The sequence below is a fragment of the Paenibacillus sp. SC116 genome (assembly GCF_024733555.1).
Lineage (GTDB): Bacteria > Bacillota > Bacilli > Paenibacillales > Paenibacillaceae > Paenibacillus_B.
On the sequence record NZ_JANIOF010000003.1, the window covers coordinates 70,667 to 92,720 of the forward strand.

A 22,054-nucleotide genomic window follows, 5' to 3' on the forward strand; every position below is an offset into this window, starting at 1 on the left:
AGAACGGAACAAGTATGCTGCAAGAGCTAGTTTGTTTTTACTGAGAAGAACTCAGTTTTTGTTATATTGTTTCTGCCCCACACAGCACAAAACGACAAAAAGTGTAATCTAAAGTTCATACTCCGTTCATATTTGACTTGTAAGCTAGGAGCTGAATGTAGCCACGTCTTCTAAAGTAGCAGCGAAAGCAATGCTATTTTTTTTGCCCCTATATTGATAATGATTATCATTTTTGATTAGGGGTGTAGAACACTCTTTAGAACGTTTATGGCGCTGCGGCATTCGATCACAAGTTTCTGGAGAGTCATCAATCGAGAAGGAGGTCGATGGTCTGCAACGCTCATGCAGAAGCGATAGTAGTACGGAAGAATTAAGAATATTCATGTTGAGGGGTGTGTACCATTGAAAAAGTGGTTTAAAAAATCAGCACTAGTGTGTCTAGCAATAAGCTTGCTCATGACTCTCATGCCAATTGGCAGTGCAGCGGCCGCGACAGCCAGCTTGACGAATTCATCCATTCCGAATGGGGAGTATCCGGTAGATTTCAACTTCTTGGAGGATGGAAAAACGAGTGTGTCGACAGCCAATATGTATATGAAAATTCCTGGTACGAAAGGGAAGTTGATTGTACAGAACGGGGTCATTTGGTTTGAGCACGAAATCGAAACAGACAACTTGAATCACTTTAAGTATTTGGGGTATCGGCCAGAGGGCGTGCCTAAAGCAACGATTGTCAATTCGGTTATTCAAGATAAAACGGGTTATATCGATGCTGCTGTAAGTAATGGAGCAGGTGCTTCCAGAAAAATAGTACGTCATGGTATCTCGGATATATCCAAACTACAAGATATCGTTATGCATATCGACATTCCAAATATTCAGTACAACCATTGGTATCATGCACAAATTAGCATCGATACAAGCCAACTTCCGGGCAATGGTGGAGGCAATCCAGGAAATGGTGGGCCAGTAGTTGGGCCTGTTACATTGGACAAACTTAATGAATTAATTACAGTGACTCAATCCGTATACAACTCCAGCGTAGAAGGTCCAGATTTAGGACAGTTTCCAGTTGGCAGTAGGGATGTTTTAAACGTCGCGATTGTGAAAGCGGAAGCTGATTTAGCAAAAGCAAATCCAGGGGATGAGGCAGCTTATGGGGCCATTTATACAGAGCTGAATCAGCAGCTTACTCATTTCAGGTCTTTGCAAAGGCAATCTAATAAGACAGTACTAAAAGGCTTAATCGCGTCTATGACGACCTTCCTTAGCACAGCAACGTCGAATGGACAAGCCAACGGAATACCTGGTAGTGCATTCGCTGGAATTGTTGAGGGTGAATATCCACATGAGTATATCAGCGCACTGCAAGAGAAAGTGGCATTAGGGATTCAAATTGTAGCGAACCCAACGGCTGCACAAACAGAAATTGATAAAGTAAGCGCGGCAATGAACTACAATTATGATATGGCAATCAATCATAGGTACGTAGCTAACGAGCCGTTCCGCTTGTATGTACTGGATACGCCGAATGAAACGAAAACAGAATCTGTTTATGTAGGCCTAGTGAACCCAGCTGTGACAACGATTACGGAACTGGCTAACAAGGATACATTGGGGGGAGTTCGGGCCAATATTACGCTGAATGTTACTCCAGATGAAAATAAAGTGTATTGGTTTATGCCATGGAACGATGGGACTTATAAAAGCCCCGATGAATTCGAGCAAATTAATATGTTATCCGCAGTTACCATTCACCCGAATCGTCCACGTGGTGAAACGGTTTATCAATGGACAATTAAAAATCCAGACGCAAATAAGGATACCCAGTGGACAGGACTTGGCCATATTACGTTCAAGGTAAATGGCGTGAAGCATTCCTTATATCTCAGTTTTAATCGAATCATTCATGAGAGGCTTCAGCAATCCCTTGCATCCGCTCAACAAACATACAATGATGCACCGAAGCTGCCTAATGTAGATCAAGCGGAATTCGATAAGGCTAAAGCGAGCCTGCTGACTGCTATTCAAGAAGCGAAGCCAGTCTCGGAAAATCTGAATGCGGAAAGACCAGCAATATTGAATGCGGAAACGAAGCTGAAAGCGGCTTTCGATGCATTCAAAGTACTTGCGCAAGTGGAATACGAGTTGTATTTCTCTGCTGTGCATGCTAATGAAGAAGCATTCTCGCCTATTGATGGGAAATTTGTTAAGCCAGCACAGGTGATTCCACAGCAGAATGGTAAACAAGTAGTAAGGTTTACGGTTAACGACAGTTCCTCCATTAAGGAGTTGCAAGTGGCAGCGGGCGGTGTGTTCGAGAATGTAAAGGTTGTCAGCGAGAACGCAGCGGCGAACAGCCGAGTTATTCAGTTTGCAGTAAGTGACTTGTCGCAATTGGTGAAGGCTAGAGTAAAAGTTGTTACCTCTGGTCAAGGAAATCCGACAGAAGAAATTCATGACATTCGCTTTAATTTTAACGGTGTAAATAATACAGCTCTTCAGGCAGCTATATCCGATGCCTCTACTCTTTTGCGTAATGCAGTAACAGGTATAAATCCGGGTCAATATCCGGAATCTGCAAAGACAGCTTTATCTACTGCGATTAGAACGGCTGGAAAAGTAGCAGTCAATGGAGCAAATACGAATGATAAGACTGCAGCAGCTTTAACTGCGTTGCAGGCAGCTGTACAAACCTTTAAAGCTTCTATAATTCCAGGCGTACCTTTACCAATACCAGGTGTGCTTAAAGACGGTTATTATCTCGTTCATTTCAGCATTCTAAAAAACGGCACCGAGACTCCTTCGATCGCTAACACTTATATTGTGAGTCCAGCTCTACTACATGTAGTAGGAACTAGTAGAACTGTATCCTTTACGGTGAAGCGGAGCAAGGAAATTAATACACTTACGATAAATGGAAGCAGCGGTAGCGTCGTAAATGTTGACCATCAGAAGAATACACGGGTTGTAGCCTATACGCTTCCGACGTTATCAGGAAAACATAGTGGAACGGTTAGAATTGACTGGCCGGAAGTGAAATATCATCATACTTACGATATTCAGTTTGCATTTAATGAAGCTACCATTACGTCTACTAACGGTCCATCTGTTCCTGGCTTTGGTACTGACGGCAACGTTTCAGGGCCTGGCCTGCCTCTTCCTGGTGGTGGATTCCCTGGGAAAGTGAATACTGATAACGGGAAAAAGTCAGGTGAAGGAGAGAAAGACAAGAAAGCAGGGGAAACTACAGAAGGTTCGAATGGAAAAGGAACAGTAGGAAATGAAGAGCAGTCAAGCTTTGGAGATACGAAGAAACATTGGGCAGAAAAACATATTGTCCGCGCAGTGAAACTTGGCGTTGCTTCTGGTTTCAAAGATGGAAATTTCCATCCCAATAAGCAAATAACTAGAGCTGAGTTTGCAGCTATAATTAGCCGAGCATTGAAGTTGGAGGGAAGCGCTAGCGATTCAAGCTTCGAAGATGCAGATAAAATCCCATCATGGGCACGTAAACATGTTTCCTTAGCAGTGAAGAATGGATTGATCGTCGGTTATAAAGATGGAACATTCCAAGGAAACAAAACGATGACCAGAGCTGAATTGGCAGTCATTATTGCTAGAGCTGTGAAACTGAAGGTGAATGAGAAAGCATCATCAACATTTGCTGATGCTAAGAGCATTCCATCATGGGCAATTAAGTCGGTAACAGCAGCAGTAGAAGCGGGATTGATTAAAGGTAAAGCAAACAATCGATTTGATCCAAATGCTACGGCGACTAGAGCAGAAGCAGTTACGTTGGTGCTTCGTATGCTGGACTACAATGCAGAAGCAGGTTCAGCTCAGAAATAGAGTGAGCACCTCCTTCGTGTAAGCATGGCAAAGCATGATCCCCTCGTCGTCCATTACGATTGTATCATCTAGCAAGATGAGCAATCGTGATGGGCGTGTGGGGATTTTTTACGTTGATGTACACAAAAGAACCGCTCAACGGCATTGTGCCGTGAAGCGGTTCTACGAGATTGCTGTTATAACGTTTGTTTTATTTCCAATCTACAAATAATGCATATTCTTTGGAATGGAAGCCGCCAGCATTTACATGCAATAGAACGGGAAGGTTATCAGTTACGTTGCTTACACCGCTAAAAGTGAAGTATGTGAAACCACCAGAAACGGATTTAGTCGAATTTACTTCATAGACGCCGTCACCAGCTGGTGTACCGTTTAGATCAACTTTCAAGTGATTGTAGCTGATAGGAATAAGAGGGAAGGAAGGATCTGAATTTTTCATCTTAAATGTAACGGTGTAGTTGCCTGCTGTACCTGTTACATCTACGACTCCACCTTCAATATATTTGCTTGAATGAGTAGAAGGTGCACCAGAACTATTAAGGAACTGTACCGCATAGGATGCTGCGTGAGCAGGAATAGCGAGAATGAGTACCAAAGTAAAAGTTAGAAGCATAGAGAAACTCATTTTTTTAAAAGAAGCCAATTTGAACATTATGAACACACTCCCTATTATTTTTTTACTTATTTGTATTGCAAGCTTACCTAAAAAGGATTTCTACTATCCGTTGATGGTGCAAACATCTTTATACTGTCTGAACTGCTCCTCCTTCCAAATAGGCTCGGTTCAATGAGAGAAATAATAACCAACCGTTAATGATTATCATTCTCAATAAAAAATCTAAAACGAACCACCTCTGAACCATGGAACCTGAAATTGTTTACACTTCAAAGTTTACAACGTCTATATGAACAGAGAATGAACTTTATATTACAAATTTCTCTGAACATCATTTTTCTCCCTACTTATTTATAGAGAGTCATGGAAGGACGAAAATGTAATCTGAAGTTCACGCTCCGTTCACAATTAAGAAGTAAAATCCTATTGAAGTTCTAATTGATAATCACTCTCATTTGCGAAAAGTTTGGAGGACGGCACGATGAAAGCAATGATGAGACCCTTTGTTGGAGTGCTGCTGCCTGCATTGCTTTTATTAGGAGTAGCAACAGGTTGCAGTGGTGGAGGGATGAGTGAACAGGGAAATAGTAGCAATGGGGAGCACGTGCTTGTCGATTTCGCAGATCGCAAGATTACACTCAATAAGACACCTGAAAGAATCGTAGCATTGGGTAATGGGGAAGTAGATATTATTTATGCACTTGGTGGCAGCGTTGTAGGAAGGCCAAAGGATAATGCGGGTCTCCAGATGGAGGCTGTGAAGGGCGTTCCGGTAGTCGGCTCTGTACATACGGTTGATTTAGAAAAAATAGCTGTTGTGAATCCCGATGTCGTACTAGGCAACTCTCCGATAAACGCCAATGACATTCCACAGTTAAACGGTCTTGGCGCCAAGGTTGTATTAACACATGCCAATTCCATTGAAGATATTCGGCGGCAGATTGCGTTGTTCGGCAAGCTTCTAGGCAAGGAAGCCAAAGCAGCGGAGCTTACAGCCAAGCTGGACAATGGGATTGGAGAAGTGAAAGCGGAGACTTCCACAAACAAGCGTGTGTTGCTGGTGTACGGCGCTCCGGGCACTTATTTAGCGGCACTGCCTAATTCATTGGCAGGGAATGTGTTGGAAACGGCAGGCGGTATAAATGTAGCGGGCCAGTTCCCGAGTATGCAAAACTTTCCCCAGTATGCGCAATTAAATACGGAGCGAGTCGTTGAGGCTGATCCAGATGTCATTTTGATTATGACCCATGGAGACTCAGAGGACGTAGAAAAGGGCTTTATTAAGGAAATGGAGGGCAATCCGTCATGGCACTCGATAACAGCAGTACGTGACGGGCGCATTCATGTACTTCCCGCAGATCTATTTGGTACGAACCCTGGGACGCGAGTGGTTGATGCGGTGAAATGGATAAAGGAACGGTTGGCATTATGAATGTGAAGACTAGAAATAAACGAAGGCGTTGGATCGCTGTCGCCGCAGTACCGCTGCTGCTAGCTGCGATGTTATATGGAGTAGGGAGCGGTTCTGTCCAAATATCCGTTTTGGAAATATGGCGGGTCCTGTTCGGTGAAGGAGAAGCAGCTCATGAAGCGATTATATGGAACATTAGGCTTCCCCGCGTGCTAGTTGGACTGTTAACAGGGGCATGCTTAGCAGCTTCTGGAGCACTGCTCCAAGGTGTCATGAAGAACCCGCTTGCAGATCCAGGTATTGTTGGTATCTCTGCAGGCGGAGGGTTAGCTGCCGTCATAGCATTGGTGTTGTTTCCACAATTCAGCTATATGCTTCCGGGTTTTGCTTTTATCGGTGCGTTGATAGCCTCTCTAGTCATTTATGTATTGGCTTGGGATGGGGGAAGCTCCCCTGTGAAAATTGTGCTTGCGGGAATCGCCGTTAATGCATTATTGGGTGGGATTATGAATGGGATCATGGTGCTGAACAGTGATCGAATTCAGAGCGTAATTCCATGGTTGGCGGGTGGATTAAGCGGCAGAAGCTGGCCGCATCTGGAATTCCTTCTTCCCTATGCGATCGTCGGGCTAGGGCTCGTGCCATTTGCGGCCAAGACGTCGAATTTACTCATGCTTGGCGATCAGTCGGCACAATCACTGGGGCAGCATGTGGAACGCCAGAGGTTCCTCATCATTGCACTAGCCTCCTTGCTTGCGGGTGCGGCTGTCAGTGTTGCAGGTCTTATCGGCTTTGTTGGTCTGATCGTACCGCATGCTGTCCGCTTATTACTTGGTGAGGATTACCGATATCTTCTACCATTTTCTATGGTAGGAGGCGCTATATTGCTGGTAGTCGCAGATACAGCAGCACGAAGTTGGTTCGATCCGCTGGAGCTGCCTGCAGGCGTTTTGCTTGCGTGTATTGGAGCACCATTTTTCCTCATGCTGCTGAAGAAAAGGAGGTTGATACGTTAATGGCGCTAGATATACGTGAGCTGTCATATAAGCAGGAACGATTCGAGCTGAGCTCGATTAATGAAACGATACCGTCTGGCCTAATAACCGCCATCGTTGGCCGCAATGGCTCAGGGAAATCAACGTTACTGCGTATGATTTCGAGGATAAGCAAACCTGATAACGGTTTGATTCTGTATGAGGGGGAACCGGGTAAGGCGTATTCCCGCAATCAGTTCGCACGAATGGTTTCCATGCTAGGTCAGGATAAAGGCCAAATACCGGATATTACAGTACGCGAATTGGTCGCGCTTGGTCGGGCACCGCATCAATCATCGTTTCGCAGTCGGTTGACGCCAAGTGATGAGCAGGTGATTAAATGGGCGATATCAACCGTAGGCATCGCTCATAATGAGGACCGCATGTTCCATACGTTATCCGGGGGAGAGCAGCAGAAAGCCCGTATTGCTATGGCGTTGGCGCAAGAGTCGCGCATCCTTCTGTTGGATGAACCTACGACCTACTTGGATATGTCGCATCAGTTGGAATTGATGGAAATGCTGAGACGGCTTAATCAAAAGCTAGGACTAACGATTGTCATGGTACTTCATGATTTGCAGCAGGCTGCGGCATTCAGCGATCACATTATTGCTATGGAAAATGGACAAATTGTCGCCAGCGGCGCTCCAAAATCAGTGATCGATCAGCATTTTATGCTGAATGTATTTGGGGTGATAGCCAAAATAGATTTACAAGGCCTATATCCCGTTATTGTTCCAATCCCACAACATTTCAAGGAGGAAACGACTATGGTTATTGTTACGAATGTATCGCAAATTACGAAGGGCAACGGAGAAAAATTGATCGAGCGCTTTAATAAAGTTGGCAAGGTGGAAGGGATGAAAGGTTTCCTTGGTCTAGAAGTAATGATGACCGAAAATACAAAAGATTACGATGAAGTGACCGTAAGTACGAGATGGGAGAGCAAAGAAGATTTCCAGGCGTGGACACGAAGTGAGGCTTTCCGTGAGTCGCATTCGAAGCGCGAAATTCCGGATTATATCATTTCGAACAAGATTCTATTTTATGATGTAAAAGTTGTTCGCCAGCCATTGCAGCAAGCTGAGCCTCAAAGTGTGTAACGATTGTCCGAGTGGGCATCGAGGGGCAACTCTTGATGCCCACTTGCATGTACTTTTTAGAAAACTAGTGAAAAGTCGAAAGAGTAGGCAAGTGCGTCTGAATAACTGGGAATTGGCGTGTTGGCTAAATAACCGGACCACATGATTGGATAATTATACAAAAAAAGTTGTTGACGTAATGGATAGCTGTTGATAGGATTACAATTGATAATAATTATCATTATCAATATAACCAAGTAGAATTAGAGGAGTGAATAACATTGAAATTACGGACTGCTGCTGCCGGCATATTGGCAGCGTTATGGATATGGACAATGATATTGCCGGGGTCCGCCTATGCTGCAACAAAGTTGGACAATGGGACATATACGGCTGACTATGTCGTTTTACAAGCAGAGAATGATAATGTCTCTATCGCTAATGACTATTGGGAAAAGCCCGCGACAGTAGTTATCAATGATGGAAAAGCGACAGTGCGCATGACCATTAATCATAGTAAATGGGTAACGGAGTTCAAGATCCCAAGCAATGGGAGTCATGTGAATACGAAATTAATTGAATCCAATACAAAGGCTGACACAAGACTAGTAGAGTTCGAAGCGGATGTAACAAATCCGATTATTTCGAAAATACACGTCACGGTTCCAGAAATTGATTACGACCATGACTATACCATTCGAATTGTATTCGATATGAAATCATTTAAAGAGCTGAAAGAAGTAGAGAAGAAGCAGGAAACTGCTCCTGTTGTAGTCCCGAAAGATACTTCTTCTACGAACAAGCCTGCACCAGAAAAAGCAACAAAAGATGTACCGAAAAAGAAAAAGCCAGAAGATAAGAAGAAGTCAGATACGAAGAAACCAGATGCTAAGAAACCTCCTGCAAGCAAGAAACCACCAACTAGCAACAAGCCGTCAACAAGTACAAAGCCACCTGCAAACAAAAAGCCCAACGCATCTTCCAACACCAAGAAGACAGCTGCTGAAACAAGGGGCGAGCTAACAAAGGAGGAGGCAACTTCTCCTGCAGGGATGATTAGCATAGAGAAGAAAACAGCGGATACCGCCAACTCATCTGAGGAAAATAAACAACTGCCAGCTACTCAGCTGGCAGTTAGCGGCACAGCAGAAGTGAAGACATTAGGTGCGGAAGCTGATCCAGCTAACGAAAAAGTAGCGACCACTAAAGAGGGAGTAGTGAAAACGGCTTCGGTGAAAGTTGGCGAAACAACGGATTCTAGCACTGGTTCAACATCTACAACCAATTGGTGGACGCCAATTGTTGCTATTCTCTTGCTAGCTGTTGGCGGCATTTATATTTGGAAAAGAAAGAGTTAATAACCGTCGTTAGTGTGGGAGGAAAGAATACGATGTTACATAGGTATCTTAAACTAGTTGCAGTTATAACGACGATTCTAATCCTTGCTATAGGATGCGGCGATGCGAAAACCGTTACTAAGCCTGTTGAACCAGTCTCTTCCGCTTCTAGTACACCTGTTGCAACCTCTTCTCCAGTGGAAGAGCATCGAATCGTTTCAACAACAGTGGCTATAACGCAGATTATGGATCAGCTAGAAATCGATTTGGTAGGGGTACCAAAGAGCGTCAAAACACTGCCAAGCCGATATGACGGGTTAACGAAAGTCGGCAACCCAATGAGTCCAGATATGGAGTTAGTTAAATCCTTAAAACCTACAGAAGTATTGTCGGTTACCACTTTACAATATGATCTTGAGCCGGTATTCCAAAACGCCAATATGAACGCTACTTTCTTGGATCTAACGAATTTAGAGAGCATGCAAGCCGAAATTACGAAGTTGGGCGAGAAGTTTGAGAAGCAAGAGAAAGCTGCCGAGATTGTGCGCAAGTATGATGTGAAAATTAAGAAAATCCGCAAGGTTACAGAAGGTAAGGAAGCGCCCACGGTGCTTATTCTCCTTGGTGTACCAGGCAGTTATTTGGTAGCAACGGAGCATTCCTATATAGGGGACCTGGTGCGATTGCTAGGTGGTAAAAATATTGTTCAAGGTGAAAAGGTAGAGTTTCTAGCATCGAATACGGAGCACTTGCAGCAAGCTAATCCGGATGTCATTCTACGGGCCGCGCATGGAATGCCGGAAGAGGTCGTCAAGATGTTTGATGAAGAATTCAAAAAGAATGACATTTGGCATCATTTCAAAGCGGTTCAGACGGGGCGTGTATATGATTTGGAGGAACGGTTGTTTGGGACAACCGGAAATCTAGCAGTTGAAGAAGCGTTGGATGCGCTGCTTCCGATGCTGTACCCTTAACTTTTGCAAAGGACAGTGAACGATGATTAAACAAACGGGCGTGTATTTGATTACTACGCTATTACTAGTTGCCCTAGCTATCTTTTCAGCCATGACGGGAAGTATTAAAGTATCCTTCGGAGAGCTTGTGCAAGGTTTGTTTAATGGCTCAAATGAGCAGGTCGAGATTATAAAAGATTTGCGGTTTCCACGCATTTTTGTATCCATGTTCGCGGGAGCGGCGCTCGCTGTTGCGGGTGTACTGTTGCAGGCTGTTATGAAAAATCCGCTAGCGGAGCCAGGAATTATCGGCATTTCATCTGGTGCTGGTTTTGTATCTATTACGATTGTGACGCTGTTCCCGACCCTTTATTTTTGGAACCCGCTGTTCTCGGTACTGGGAGGAGCACTTGCTTGCTATCTTGTCTACTCCTTATCTTGGAGGTCGGCGTTAAACCCTTTACGGCTAATTCTAGTTGGCGTCGCTATCAATGCTACCTTTACTGGGCTGGGACAGACCTACAATTATCGTGGAAGCTATGCGGTAACGAGCGTGAATCAGGCGATTTCCTCTATTTTTACGATGAAGACATGGGAAGATGTTTACATTATCGGCCTGTTTGGAGGCATTGGGTTGATTCTCGCCCTGTTCCTCGGTTCGTGGTGCAATATGCTTGCATTTCGGGATGAAACAGCTCGAAGTCTCGGGCTTCGAGTGATGCGGGTTAGGATTATGATTTCGGTGGTCGCTGTCCTTCTGGCTTCAGTAGCCACGGCGATCGGAGGACTCATTATGTTTGTCGGCCTGCTCGTTCCTCATATCGGAAGAGTGTTGGTTGGTTCAAGTTATAAGCTCCTTATCCCCTTTTCAGCGCTCGGGGGTGCTCTGCTCATACTAGCAGCGGACACGATTGGGCGGACGGTACTCGCACCAGCAGAAATCCCTGCATCGATTATTATGGCGGTCATTGGCGGCCCATTTTTGATCATTATGCTGAAAAGAAGCGACAAGTTGTATAAGTAATCGGACTTCGATTGAGGATAGAGGAGGTATAGGAATTGGTGATGAAGCAGTTGCTTATTACAGATGACGATAGCAATAATAGGACATTGCTTGGCCATTACTTTACCAAAGAGGGTTTCCGTGTGTTGGAAGCACATAATGGCCTTGAAGCGATGGGCGTTCTGGAAAAACACTCGATCGACTTGGCTATTTTCGATGTGATGATGCCAGAGGTTGATGGGCTGGCCCTGTGTGAGTATACGCGCAAAAATTACGATATTCCGATTATTCTCCTCACTGCTCGGGGTCAACTTAGCGACAAGGAGCTAGGGTATATGAAGGGCACAGATGACTACCTTACGAAGCCGTTTGAGTTGCCAGAGCTGCTGTTTCGAGTGAAGGCCCTATTCCGTAGATATTCGTTTGCATCTAGCGATAAGATTAGGATCAACCAACTTATTATTGACCGAAAAAATTATGAGGTCGTAGATGGTGATGAAATCTTTTTCCCACCGTTGAAGGAATTTGAATTGCTTGCACAGTTAGCGGAATATCCAGGCCGAGTGTTCTCTCGTGATGAATTGATTCGTCTTATATGGGGAACGGACTACCGTGGAGATGAACGGACGGTTGATGTACATATTAAGCGATTGCGAAAGAGGTTTCCTGAGCATGAGCGGGGATTCGCCATTCAAACGATTAGAGGGATTGGGTACAAGCTTGAGGTGTTCGCTTCGTGAGGTCGCTTTATTTCCGTGTAGTCATTATTACGGTTTACACGATAACGATTAGCAGCTTTGTAGGTTTTTATATCGCTAACGCTTATTACCATGGGCTGTTAAAGCCATACAATGATGCCAAGCTGTTTAAGGCAGCGGACATGATTCGTAATTTTATAGGACAAAATCCGGAGAAGATGGGTGATTATCTTCATCATACAGCAGCGCTTGGCTATCAATTATACGTGCATGATGAACAAGGCAATGATTATTTTTATGGAGGCAGCTTTCACGAGCTCGATCTGTCTTCAAGTGTGAGGACAAGTGTATTGGCGGGAAACGAATATCATGGCATTGCTGAATACCCCAATCACCCATTTGCCATTAATTATTTTGACAATTTGCTCAGCAATACGGTAGGTATCCATGTCTCAGATGGATCTGAGAAGTTCGCCATGTTCCTAAGACATGATACTCGTGTGCAGTTTGATGAGCTGGAGACCTTTTTTTGGCTGATGTTCGTATTTACGGCCTTGTTTAGTATCCCGTGCTTTTTACTCAGCACCCGTTATCTCGTGCAGCCGATTACACGATTGACCGAAGCGACTAAGCGAATCGCACAAGGTGACTTTAATTTGCGCCTCCCAACCAGTCGAAAGGATGAAATCGGACAGCTTGCTAAACATTTTGAGAAGATGGCGTTTCAGCTTGAGCATTCTGATCGATTGAAGAAGGAGTTTGTGGCCAACGTATCTCATGAGATCCACTCGCCTTTGACATCGATTCAGGGCTTTGCGGATTCATTGCTGCGAGATGATCTGGACAGGGATCAGATACACCATTACGCCACGATCATCGGACAAGAGTCGCGTCAGCTTGCATCGCTTAGCAAGCAATTGCTGCTGTTGTCCACATTGGATAATGGAAAGGAAGCCGTAGAGAAGAAGTGTTATATTCTGCAACCTCAGGTTAGGCAAGCTTTGCAGCTTCTAGAATGGCAGCTTGCTGAGAAGGAAATTGCTGTGCGTATGCGTATTCCGGCACGGCTTCATATCTATGGAGACGAGGTGTTGCTTATGCAGGTATGGTCCAACTTGCTGTCCAATGCCGTAAAGTATATTCCGAGCGAAAGTTCCATCGATATAGAGGCATTTCGCGAAGATGATGGCTGTGTAGTCGTCATTTCCGATACAGGTGACGGTATTCCTGAGGAACAGCTCCCGTTTCTATTTGATCGTTTCTACAAAGGCGATATGGCTAGGAAACGAGGCGACGGAAGTGTAGGGCTAGGCTTGTCTATTGTGCAGAAAATTGTCCATTTTCATGGTGGCATGATAGAGGTAGATAGCAATGAAGGCAGTGGTACGGTGTTTCGCATTCGGATACCGGATTAAGAGTCGCGTTACTAGCATAAGAAAGCTGACCGAACAGAGGTCAGCTTTTTGCGTTGTTAAGAACGAAGCTGGTTGTTATAGATGATGCGAAAAAAGGCAAGGTTCGATTACAATATATGAAGCGAAATGTAGGAAAGAGATGACGGTACATTGAAACTTGGCATTTGGGTCAGTCTAAGTCAGAGATTTGAATGAATGAGAACAGCAGGCATGTATCAGTGAAGAAGTAGAAGTACCTTTTATAAAGGAGAATTGAGAATGGAAGATTCGAATTACACATCGACGGCCAACGTTGAAATGCTTATAAGAAGACCGATCGAGCAAGTATTTCAGGCTTTTATTGATCCTGAGATTACGACAAAGTTCTGGTTTACGAAAAGCAGCGGGAGATTAGAACAGGGCAAACAAGTTCGTTGGGATTGGGAGATGTATGGCGTTGGTTCTGATGTCGATGTAAAAGAGATAGAGGAAAACCAGCGGATTTTCATCGAGTTAGATGATCGCACTACGGTGGATTGGGTATTTACTCCCCGGTCGGAGAACGAAACAATGGTTACCATTACAAATGCAGGTTTCAAGGGAACCCAGGAGGAGATCGTCAATCAAGTCATCGATTCCACTGGAGGGTTCACCATTGTTCTTTGTGGGTTAAAGGCATTTCTTGAGCAAGGCATCCTCTTACACCTCGTAGCAGATCGATTTCCTGATGCTAATGTTAATAAGTAAATCATCCTGACTATATCTACTGTTGTTTAGATAAAAAACCGCTCCGCATGGAACGTCATCTCGATTGTCAGACAAAGCTGGCAAGGGGAGGTGTCATTCACATATAGCGGAGCGGTTCAAGAAACTCAGAACCCCATCAACTCCATCACACCAGCACCTGCATTCTAAAAGGAGAGAAGACGGAATGCGGATGCTGTCATGATGTTGTTGAAGGAATTACATGAATAGAGTGAACAGCAATCAGCAATTACTGATTCAAGTTCGGTGTATGAACAGGAACTGTTCTTGCATGTGTTGCTTGCTCGAAGGAGTAAGCAAGGTTAAGCAATGTTTGCTCGCTGAACGCTGTACCGAAGAAGGAAATACCTACTGGCATGCCTGCTTCTACAGTACCTGCTGGAACTGTTACTTCAGGGAAACCTGTAGCAGAAGCCATATAGCCTGCTGCATATGTATCATATGCATTACAAACGTATGTAGGATCTACTTTATCGAAAGTATTGGAAGCCGGGCAGGACATTGTAGGGAATACAATTGCGTCCAAATCGTAGTCATCCATAATGTCTTCGATTTCTTCACGAGTCTTAGGTACTTCACGTTTAACGATTTTTTTGTACTCTTTGGAATTCAACGTGTTAGCTTTCTCCAAAGCTGCTTTCAAACCTTCTACACGAGCTGGGTTAGCAGGTGTAGCAGAGTTCAATACTTCTGGAGATTCAAGAATAGCGATAACTTCTTGCAGCGTTTTAGGTCCGCCTGCTGGAAGTGTGCTCAAGTATGTTTCAAATTGGCTCTTGAATTCTGCACTGTCGATTGGTCCAAGAATTGGAGTCCAAAGGTATTGTGTTTGCTCAGAGAATGTTACAGGTACAACTTCTGTTCCCATGCTTTGCATTTGTGCAATCGCTTGGTTGGTAACTGCATCTACTTCAGCGTTGTCACCGAAGAAATCAGTTGCTACCCCGATACGAGCATGCTTTAACGCATTAGCGTTCAATGATTTAGCATAGTCACGAACATGGCGGTTTGCATGTTTTGTAGCTTTATCTGCTTTGTCTTTGCCAGCCATTGCAGTAAGTACCATACTCGCATCTTCAACGCTGCGAGCCATTGGGCCAGTTACGTCCAAAGAAAGGGAAGAAGGAACAACACCAGTACGGCTAGTCAATCCCATTGTAGGGCGAATACCGACTAGACTTGTCGTATGAGCTGGACCACGTACAGAACCGGAAGTATCTGTTCCAAGGCCGAATACAGCGAAGTTAGCTGCCACAGCTGCAGCACTACCGCTGCTGGAACCGGAAGCATCACGGTTAAGATTGTAAGGGTTTAGTGTCTGGCCGCCAAAAGAGCTGTAGCCCAATCTTCCGTAGGAAGCAGCAAGCTCGGACATGTTTGTTTTTCCGATTACGATCGCGCCAGCGTCGATAAGCTTTTGAACAACAAATGAATTTTTGTTCGGATATTCATTCTTAAGAGCGACAGAACCAGCTGTTGTTGGCATGCCAACGACATCGAAATTATCTTTTACGACAAAAGGAATACCGTGAAGTTCGCTTCTTGGTCCCTTCGCCTTGCGCTCAGCATCAAGAGCTTTTGCTTGCTCAAGCGCGTTATCGTTAACAATTGTAATAGAATTGATAGCAGGACCTTGATCATCGAAAGCTTCGATACGCTTCAAGTAGTACTCTACTAGTTCTTCTGAAGTAGTTTGATTAGAGTTCAAAGCATAAGATACTTCATTAATGCTTTTCTCAAATGGATCAAATGCAGCTTGCTTGCCTTGGGCACTTGCAACATTCCAAGGTAGAATTGTCGCAATTAGCATGATAGCTAGAAATGCTTTGAATGTTGTGTTCTTTTTCTTCAAGTGTCTAGCCTCCTGATGTCATTTTTTTGAATAGGTCATAGTACTCATTTTTCTCCCCTATAAACATTATCGTTATTTTCATAGAAAAAATGAATAGAATCCGACAAAATACCTTTTTTTTCGTATTTTTTTGCTTTTTATTTCGACAATATATAACAAATATTGTTCTTTTGCCGATACTAAGTAAGAGACCATACTCTATAGAAAATAATAATGGGGGAGAAACAAGTTGAGAAAGAAAATACAGTGGAATTTAAAGCTTCAGCTACTGGTAACGATGGTAATTCTCGTATTGCTATCTACATCATCGCTAGGCCTCGTAATAAACCAGAGAGTTAGCAGCGATATGAAGGAAGATTTCTATGAAGCCACTCAAAAGGAAATTAAGCAAGTTAGTGGTGCAATTGATCTATATTTTACAACGATAAATGAATCTGTCGGATATTTCGCTAAGAGTCCGCTCGTTAAGCAAATCGACAGTTCCATCACTTCTTATGTAAATGCGGTAGGGGCAGATGGTACCATTCAAATGACTCCAGCTAAAAATGGAGGAATTGAAGCTCAAATCTATAAATTCTTCTTGGAATATTCGAAGACACATCCGAACGTACATTATATTTATATGGGTACAAAGGATGGGGGATACATACAGTGGCCGGACGGTACTTCCGTCGATAAATTTGATCCGAGAACAAGATCGTGGTATACCCAAGCAGTCGCGAATCCCGACAAAGTCCAGCGCTCTGGAGCTTATTCTGCCCTTACGACAGGTGTTCCGATCGTCAGCTCTTCTGTAACGATCAAGGACAATGCAGGTAAAGTTATTGGTGTGCAAGGTGTAGACGTAAGCTTGGATTTCTTGACGGAGACGATCAATGACATCAAAATTGGTAAAGCGGGCTATGTTATTCTAGCTGACCAAACGGGTACGATTCTTGCAAACCCTAAAAATCCGAAAACAAACTTTAAAAACCTTAAGGATTTGGGTGTTGCGCAATTTGCGGACATCGACAAGCTAGCAGGTAAAAACCTTGAATTTACGATGGATAAGGAAGACTACACAGCTAGCGTATATATTTCACCGCAAAATGGATGGAAGTACATCGCGGTTATGGACGAAAGTGAAATACAAGAATCCGTCGATGCAATTCAAAACATTATTTTAATTGTTATGAGTATTATTGCTGTTATCGCTATCTTAGCAGCATTGATTGTGGCAAATGCAATTACGAAGCCGATTAATGCAGCTGTTCAATATTTGAAACAAATCGGAAGCGGTAACTTGCTGATTGAGATCCCAGAAGGGATGCTGAAAAAGCGCGGTGAAGTAGGCGAGATGGTTCGTGCAATTAAGTCTATGAAGCAGGATGTCCAGCAAATGATCGGTGGTATCTCTACTTCAGGACAAATCGTATCTCACTCGGCGACCAATCTTCAAGACAGCATGGATCAGACGCAAAAGGCTTCTTCTCTTATCACAGAATCCATCATTCAGTTAGCTTCTGCTTCTAGCGAAGAAGCGAACAACGTTATGGAAGGCTCTGAAAAAGTTGAGGAACTTGGCGGAGCAATCGATCAAGTTACAGCATCTGCATCAGAAATACTAGAGATTGCACGCCGTACAGCGGAACTGAACCAACGTGGTATCTACATTGTTCAAGAGTTGGTAGGCAAATTTAACAGTACTCAAAAGTCTTCTGAGGAAACAGCGCATGCCGTTAATCAAGTAAGTGCAAGTGCGGGTGAAATCAGCAGTATTCTTACGACGATTGTTGAGATTTCTCGTCAGACAAACTTGTTGGCACTAAATGCGTCCATTGAGGCTTCAAGAGCTGGTGAGCACGGACGAGGCTTCTCCGTGGTAGCAGCTGAGATTCGCAAACTTGCAGAGCAATCTGCTAACGCTGCGAATAATATCGGCAACATTATTTCGAACGTAAATGGTCAGGTAGGGGCAGCTGTTCAAGCGATTGGCACATCCCGTGAGCTATTTATGGATCAGGAAACAGCGGTTCGTGAAACGGAATCGATCTTCAATGACATTAAAATATCTGTAGATAATCAAATGAACATGACAACGGATGTAGATGATCATATTAAGTTAATGATTGAGAAACGTTATGAGCTTTCTGACGTGTTCACGAACATTTCTGCCATTACAGAAGAAAATGCGGCAATTACGCAAGACGTATCCGCGGCAGCTGAAGAGCAGTTGGCTACCATTGACGATGTAGCAGGTTACCTGACTCAGCTTAAGGGACTTTCTGAAGATTTGCAGGAAAACATTAAGAAGTTTACGATTAGTAATCAATAAGGAGTTCCTACATGGGGAAGTCATATTGAAGAGTGAAAGATACAGAACAACACAAGCCAGTCCGGAGGAGCTCAGACTTCTCCGGGCTTTTTTATTGGAGGAGTAAATGATTATTTGCAAACGGCAAGCGGAGAAGTTGTATTCTTAAACGAATTTTCAGCCCAAAATGGAACGGTCCTCTGGGATGTTCCAATTCAAACGCAAACATAGTTTTATGAAGTGTGTGTCCTGCGGAAGTAAATACGGGTTTGAGCAGATATCTTCTTCTCTTTAAATAGAGGAACCCGACTGCATGCAGTCGGGTTTTGTTGTGAAACGTTTATCCTGTTTATGGAACGGACATCATTGCATTCAGTAGCATTTTTGTATGTCAAATCAATTATCTTAAGAATGGTGATGCGGTAGTACTGCTATAAATATAACTTACTTTTTTCTTATCCTTCTCTACCCATGTAACGAGATATTCTGGGCGTTTTATATAGAACTTTTCTTTTTCAGCTTCACTTAATTGTTTCTTAAATACTACATTAAATATTTTCTCTCCGACTAGAATCCCAGCTTCTCTTTCCACATTTCCGTCTGGATAGATTACGTAAACATTTACATTGGATACATCAAAGAAGCTATTGATTTTAAAAGAAATATCAGCACTAAATTGCTTAGTTTCTTGATTGTATGTTTCTTGTATTTTACTTTCTCTTATTTCTGAAAAAAATGTAAAGTAAGAAAATAAACTTATTGCCATTAGTATTATCAATACTACTGAAATAATATGTTTTTTCTTCAAGTTAATGCACCTCCTTTTAATGAAGAAAATGAATTTATATACAAACTAGTTTTGGGATGATTCTAATATGAAGCCTAAATATGTGAAGTATAAATTAGTAAATTCATTATCGACAGAATATAAACTATAGCCACTCTTTGATCTGTAATTTTTCATATCTACATTTTCTTTAAGGGGGATAAAGTCCTCTAGTAAATACAGTGCGTGATAGTTTCCTATAATATCGCCGCCATTACTTGCTGAATTTATGGAAAATCCATTTTTCTTTTTATATTTTTGGAGAATGGAGATGAAGTAATCTTTGTTTTTATTATTTTCTAAGGAATAGGCTAAAATATAACCTGCAGTTGTCTTTAAATCTATATTTAGATCTTTAATTTTGTTGAATAATTTGTAACATTTTGTATTGGGGAAATCAACCATTTTTTTATTGATTATTAAAAAACAAAATAACAATTAGATATGCCCTGTACTAAAAACGACTATAATATCGTCAAAACTATATTGGATTGTGAAGCGAATAATAGTTATTATCGATAAAAAATTAATTGCAATTAGAAATATGATATTAAATTTAGTTAATGAATACATCACAACACGTATGGTTCATGAGGTGTATGATTATGATGGATTTCAACGTTTCTCTAAAATGAATGATTACCTATCTAAGAGAAGAGCCGAGTGCTCTTCTTTTTTCGCTTTTCTGACAATTGTCATATGCACTTTCTGACAACCTACACTAATTGCCCCTGCCGCACTTTTACTACAATAAAGACATCAAGAACAACGACGAACACGAAAGCAGAGGCAAGCAGTGAGGCAGATGCATCACATAATTCTAACCATTACATAGCGAAGGATGATAAATGATGACACAAGTACATGCGATTGAATGCAAAAATGTAGTGAAGCAATTCGGTAACTTCCGCGCCGTTGACCATATGAATCTAACGTTTGAAAAAGGTAAAATATCCGCTCTGCTCGGGCCAAATGGTGCAGGCAAGACTACAGCCATCTCGATGATGCTTGGGTTAATGAAGCCAACCTCTGGTGAGATTAAAGTGCTTGGCATGCCTGCTGGAACGAAGGAGCTGAGACAGCGGGTGGGAGCACTGACACAAGATGTGCGAGCAGCTGACGGACTTACGGTGAAAGAAGTGCTGGAGCTGTTCCGCAGTTACTATCGGAATCCGATGTCACTAGATCGCTTGCTGGATATTTCGGGTCTCCACGGAGATATGAAGCGAAAAGCAGCTTCCTTATCAGGCGGACAACGTCGTAGATTGGCATTCGCGCAAAGCTTGGCAGGCAATCCAGAGCTTATCCTGCTAGATGAGCCTACAGTGGCGATGGACGTTGAGGCACGTGGTCGTTTCTGGGAGACGATTGGAGCGCTAGCAGGCGATGGACGTACGGTATTGCTAACGACCCATTACTTGGAGGAAGCGGATGCAGTAGCGGATCACATCGCGGTGATCGCAAATGGTCGAGTAGTAGCAGAAGGTGCACCGGAGAAATTAAAGGCCCAAACGGCGCTGCGTACGATTTCGTTCCGAGCGACAAATGCACCGGAGGAGCAAGCATGGCTTACACTGCCTGGTGTAGAAAAGGTGGAGTGTAACGGAGATCGAATTCGACTTCAAGCGAAACAGACGGATGAATTGTTGTTTACACTGATGCAGTCCAAATGGGGAGTTACTGATATCGAGGTGCAGTCGGCTAGCTTGGAAGACACGTTCCGCAGCCTTACCACTTCCCAGGCGATGCATAGATAAGTTCGATGAGAACTACTATGCAAGTGCAAGCTAGTAACAGATGAAATAGAACTCGAGCAGAACGTAAATAGATATGAACCAGAACCCAATAGAAGTTATCCTAGGAGGAATATAGATATGTTGAACATGTTCATGGCCCAAACGAAAGCAGAAAGTATTCGAATCGTACGCAGCCCATTTTTCTTACTCTTCTCCATCGCAATGCCATTGGCTTTCTACTTCTTGTTCGCCAGTATGTACGGGACAGATAAATCGATTGAATCGACAACGTGGGGCGTGTTCTCCCTCATGTCCATGACAGCATTCAGCTTAATCGGCACAGCAGTAAGTCAATTTGGAATCCGCCTTTCTTTTGAACACCAAGACGGCTGGGTCCGCTTGCTTCGTTTGACTCCGCTAACACCAGCAGTTTGGCTTGGCAGCAAACTTGTCGCTCAAATGGTCATTCACTTGGTTGTGATCATCATTATCTTCTTGTCTGCTGGTCTTGTTCATGATATTCAGCTTACAGCGCTGCAATGGATTACTTGTGGGTTGTGGTTATGGATCGGAAGTATTGCCTTTTTGGCAATCGGCGCTTTGCTAGGAACACTTAAAAATGCAAATACCTCTGTTGCGATCGGGAATGTACTGCAAATGGGTCTTGCGATCCTTGGTGGACTATGGATGCCGCTTAACGGTTTACCGACTTGGATGCAAGCAATTGGGGAATGGCTTCCGTCTCATCGATACGCGAACGGAGCATGGAATATTATCGCGGGACAGGCTCCTGTAGGTATCGATTACGTAGTTTTAATAGGTAGTGGAATCGTATTTATGGCACTTACAGTGTATATTTTCAATCGACGGGAAGCGGTGTAAGAGAAGCCTAAAAAGGGTTAGATCACGAATCGAATCAAAAAAAAGCGCTATTTTGATCATCCAATCCAATCTCATGTAAGTTGTATCAATATCAGTGAGAGCCACCAATCTATGGTGGCTCCATTGTGTTCACGATATTGTCTTTCATCCCATGGTCGATTAAGCGGTATTGGGGACAGTGACCACTGTTTCATTAAATGGTAGTATATGGTTGACAATATTTGAAGGTAGATGCTAGGATAAGAAACAATATTATGAAATAGTGAGTTGCAATTTATAGTTATCGCTGTTTCTGTAAGGTTCTGGTATAATAGGAGCGA

Annotated in this window: 16 protein-coding genes; 13 read left to right on the forward strand and 3 right to left on the reverse strand. The window is 43.3% G+C overall.

From position 1 onward, the window contains the following. Window positions 1–402: 402 nt before the first annotated feature. A complete protein-coding gene (locus tag NQ117_RS14595) occupies window positions 403–3,852 on the forward strand; it encodes an NEAT domain-containing protein (RefSeq protein ID WP_258278763.1) in 3,450 nt (1,149 codons plus the stop codon). Between the two features lie 190 nt (window positions 3,853–4,042). On the opposite strand, the gene NQ117_RS14600 is transcribed toward NQ117_RS14595, so the two are convergent. Further along, complete coding sequence (locus NQ117_RS14600) at window positions 4,043–4,504, reverse strand: hypothetical protein (RefSeq protein WP_258278764.1); 462 nt, start codon at window positions 4,502–4,504, stop codon at window positions 4,043–4,045. Window positions 4,505–4,949: 445 nt separating this feature from the next. Between NQ117_RS14600 and NQ117_RS14605 the strand changes: the two genes are divergently transcribed. The 9 genes from NQ117_RS14605 to NQ117_RS14650 all read left to right on the forward strand — a co-directional run bounded on the left by NQ117_RS14605 (window position 4,950) and on the right by NQ117_RS14650 (window position 14,127). After that, window positions 4,950–5,900, forward strand: a complete 951-nt coding sequence (locus NQ117_RS14605) for an ABC transporter substrate-binding protein (protein WP_258278765.1) — start codon at window positions 4,950–4,952, stop codon at window positions 5,898–5,900. After that, window positions 5,897–6,895: a FecCD family ABC transporter permease gene (locus NQ117_RS14610; RefSeq protein WP_258279053.1), complete on the forward strand. Its 999-nt coding sequence runs from the start codon at window positions 5,897–5,899 to the stop codon at window positions 6,893–6,895. Before NQ117_RS14605 ends, NQ117_RS14610 begins: the two co-directional genes overlap by 4 nt. Next, window positions 6,895–8,016, forward strand: a complete 1,122-nt coding sequence (gene isdG, locus NQ117_RS24065) for a heme oxygenase (RefSeq protein ID WP_309137882.1) — start codon at window positions 6,895–6,897, stop codon at window positions 8,014–8,016. The genes NQ117_RS14610 and isdG overlap by 1 nt, the downstream gene beginning before the upstream one ends. A 260-nt stretch (window positions 8,017–8,276) precedes the next feature. Next, window positions 8,277–9,353 carry an NEAT domain-containing protein gene (locus NQ117_RS14625; protein ID WP_258278766.1) on the forward strand — a complete coding sequence of 359 codons (1,077 nt, stop codon included), beginning with the start codon at window positions 8,277–8,279 and terminating at the stop codon, window positions 9,351–9,353. A 32-nt stretch (window positions 9,354–9,385) separates the two neighbouring features. Continuing rightward, on the forward strand, window positions 9,386–10,306 hold the full coding sequence (isdE, locus tag NQ117_RS14630) for a heme ABC transporter substrate-binding protein IsdE (RefSeq protein WP_258278767.1): 921 nt from the start codon (window positions 9,386–9,388) through the stop codon (window positions 10,304–10,306). Window positions 10,307–10,328: 22 nt separating this feature from the next. Beyond that, entirely contained in the window at window positions 10,329–11,309 is a 981-nt protein-coding gene (locus NQ117_RS14635; protein ID WP_258278768.1) for a FecCD family ABC transporter permease, read from the forward strand. Window positions 11,310–11,350: 41 nt separating this feature from the next. Continuing rightward, complete coding sequence (locus NQ117_RS14640; RefSeq protein WP_258279055.1) at window positions 11,351–12,028, forward strand: response regulator transcription factor; 678 nt, start codon at window positions 11,351–11,353, stop codon at window positions 12,026–12,028. Next, complete coding sequence (locus tag NQ117_RS14645) at window positions 12,025–13,401, forward strand: sensor histidine kinase (protein WP_258278769.1); 1,377 nt, start codon at window positions 12,025–12,027, stop codon at window positions 13,399–13,401. The genes NQ117_RS14640 and NQ117_RS14645 overlap by 4 nt, the downstream gene beginning before the upstream one ends. 258 nt (window positions 13,402–13,659) lie before the next feature. Next, a complete protein-coding gene (locus NQ117_RS14650; RefSeq protein WP_258278770.1) occupies window positions 13,660–14,127 on the forward strand; it encodes an SRPBCC family protein in 468 nt (155 codons plus the stop codon). 247 nt (window positions 14,128–14,374) lie between these two features. Here the strand turns inward: NQ117_RS14650 and NQ117_RS14655 are convergent, their stop codons facing one another. Beyond that, window positions 14,375–15,997 carry an amidase family protein gene (locus NQ117_RS14655; RefSeq protein ID WP_258278771.1) on the reverse strand — a complete coding sequence of 541 codons (1,623 nt, stop codon included), beginning with the start codon at window positions 15,995–15,997 and terminating at the stop codon, window positions 14,375–14,377. A gap of 229 nt (window positions 15,998–16,226) precedes the next feature. Between NQ117_RS14655 and NQ117_RS14660 the strand changes: the two genes are divergently transcribed. Continuing rightward, entirely contained in the window at window positions 16,227–18,311 is a 2,085-nt protein-coding gene (locus NQ117_RS14660; protein ID WP_258278772.1) for a methyl-accepting chemotaxis protein, read from the forward strand. 379 nt (window positions 18,312–18,690) lie between these two features. Here the strand turns inward: NQ117_RS14660 and NQ117_RS14665 are convergent, their stop codons facing one another. Further along, a complete protein-coding gene (locus NQ117_RS14665) occupies window positions 18,691–19,098 on the reverse strand; it encodes a hypothetical protein (protein WP_258278773.1) in 408 nt (135 codons plus the stop codon). An 866-nt stretch (window positions 19,099–19,964) separates the two neighbouring features. On the opposite strand from NQ117_RS14665, the gene NQ117_RS14670 reads away from it, so the two are divergent. Beyond that, window positions 19,965–20,873, forward strand: a complete 909-nt coding sequence (locus tag NQ117_RS14670; protein ID WP_258278774.1) for an ABC transporter ATP-binding protein — start codon at window positions 19,965–19,967, stop codon at window positions 20,871–20,873. Between the two features lie 117 nt (window positions 20,874–20,990). Further along, on the forward strand, window positions 20,991–21,734 hold the full coding sequence (locus NQ117_RS14675; protein WP_258278775.1) for an ABC transporter permease: 744 nt from the start codon (window positions 20,991–20,993) through the stop codon (window positions 21,732–21,734). The last annotated feature ends 320 nt before the right edge of the window (window positions 21,735–22,054 follow it).

What these genes read in the sequence shown, in the direction of transcription:
- NQ117_RS14600 (WP_258278764.1), bottom strand. Translation starts at nt 4,504, where the DNA reads ATGTTCAAATTGGCTTCTTTTAAAAAAATGAGTTTCTCTATGCTTCTA.
- NQ117_RS14605 (WP_258278765.1), top strand. Translation starts at nt 4,950, where the DNA reads ATGAAAGCAATGATGAGACCCTTTGTTGGAGTGCTGCTGCCTGCATTG.
- NQ117_RS14610 (WP_258279053.1), top strand. Translation starts at nt 5,897, where the DNA reads ATGAATGTGAAGACTAGAAATAAACGAAGGCGTTGGATCGCTGTCGCC.
- isdG (WP_309137882.1), top strand. Translation starts at nt 6,895, where the DNA reads ATGGCGCTAGATATACGTGAGCTGTCATATAAGCAGGAACGATTCGAG.
- isdE (WP_258278767.1), top strand. Translation starts at nt 9,386, where the DNA reads ATGTTACATAGGTATCTTAAACTAGTTGCAGTTATAACGACGATTCTA.
- NQ117_RS14635 (WP_258278768.1), top strand. Translation starts at nt 10,329, where the DNA reads ATGATTAAACAAACGGGCGTGTATTTGATTACTACGCTATTACTAGTT.
- NQ117_RS14640 (WP_258279055.1), top strand. Translation starts at nt 11,351, where the DNA reads ATGAAGCAGTTGCTTATTACAGATGACGATAGCAATAATAGGACATTG.
- NQ117_RS14650 (WP_258278770.1), top strand. Translation starts at nt 13,660, where the DNA reads ATGGAAGATTCGAATTACACATCGACGGCCAACGTTGAAATGCTTATA.
- NQ117_RS14670 (WP_258278774.1), top strand. Translation starts at nt 19,965, where the DNA reads ATGATGACACAAGTACATGCGATTGAATGCAAAAATGTAGTGAAGCAA.
- NQ117_RS14675 (WP_258278775.1), top strand. Translation starts at nt 20,991, where the DNA reads ATGTTGAACATGTTCATGGCCCAAACGAAAGCAGAAAGTATTCGAATC.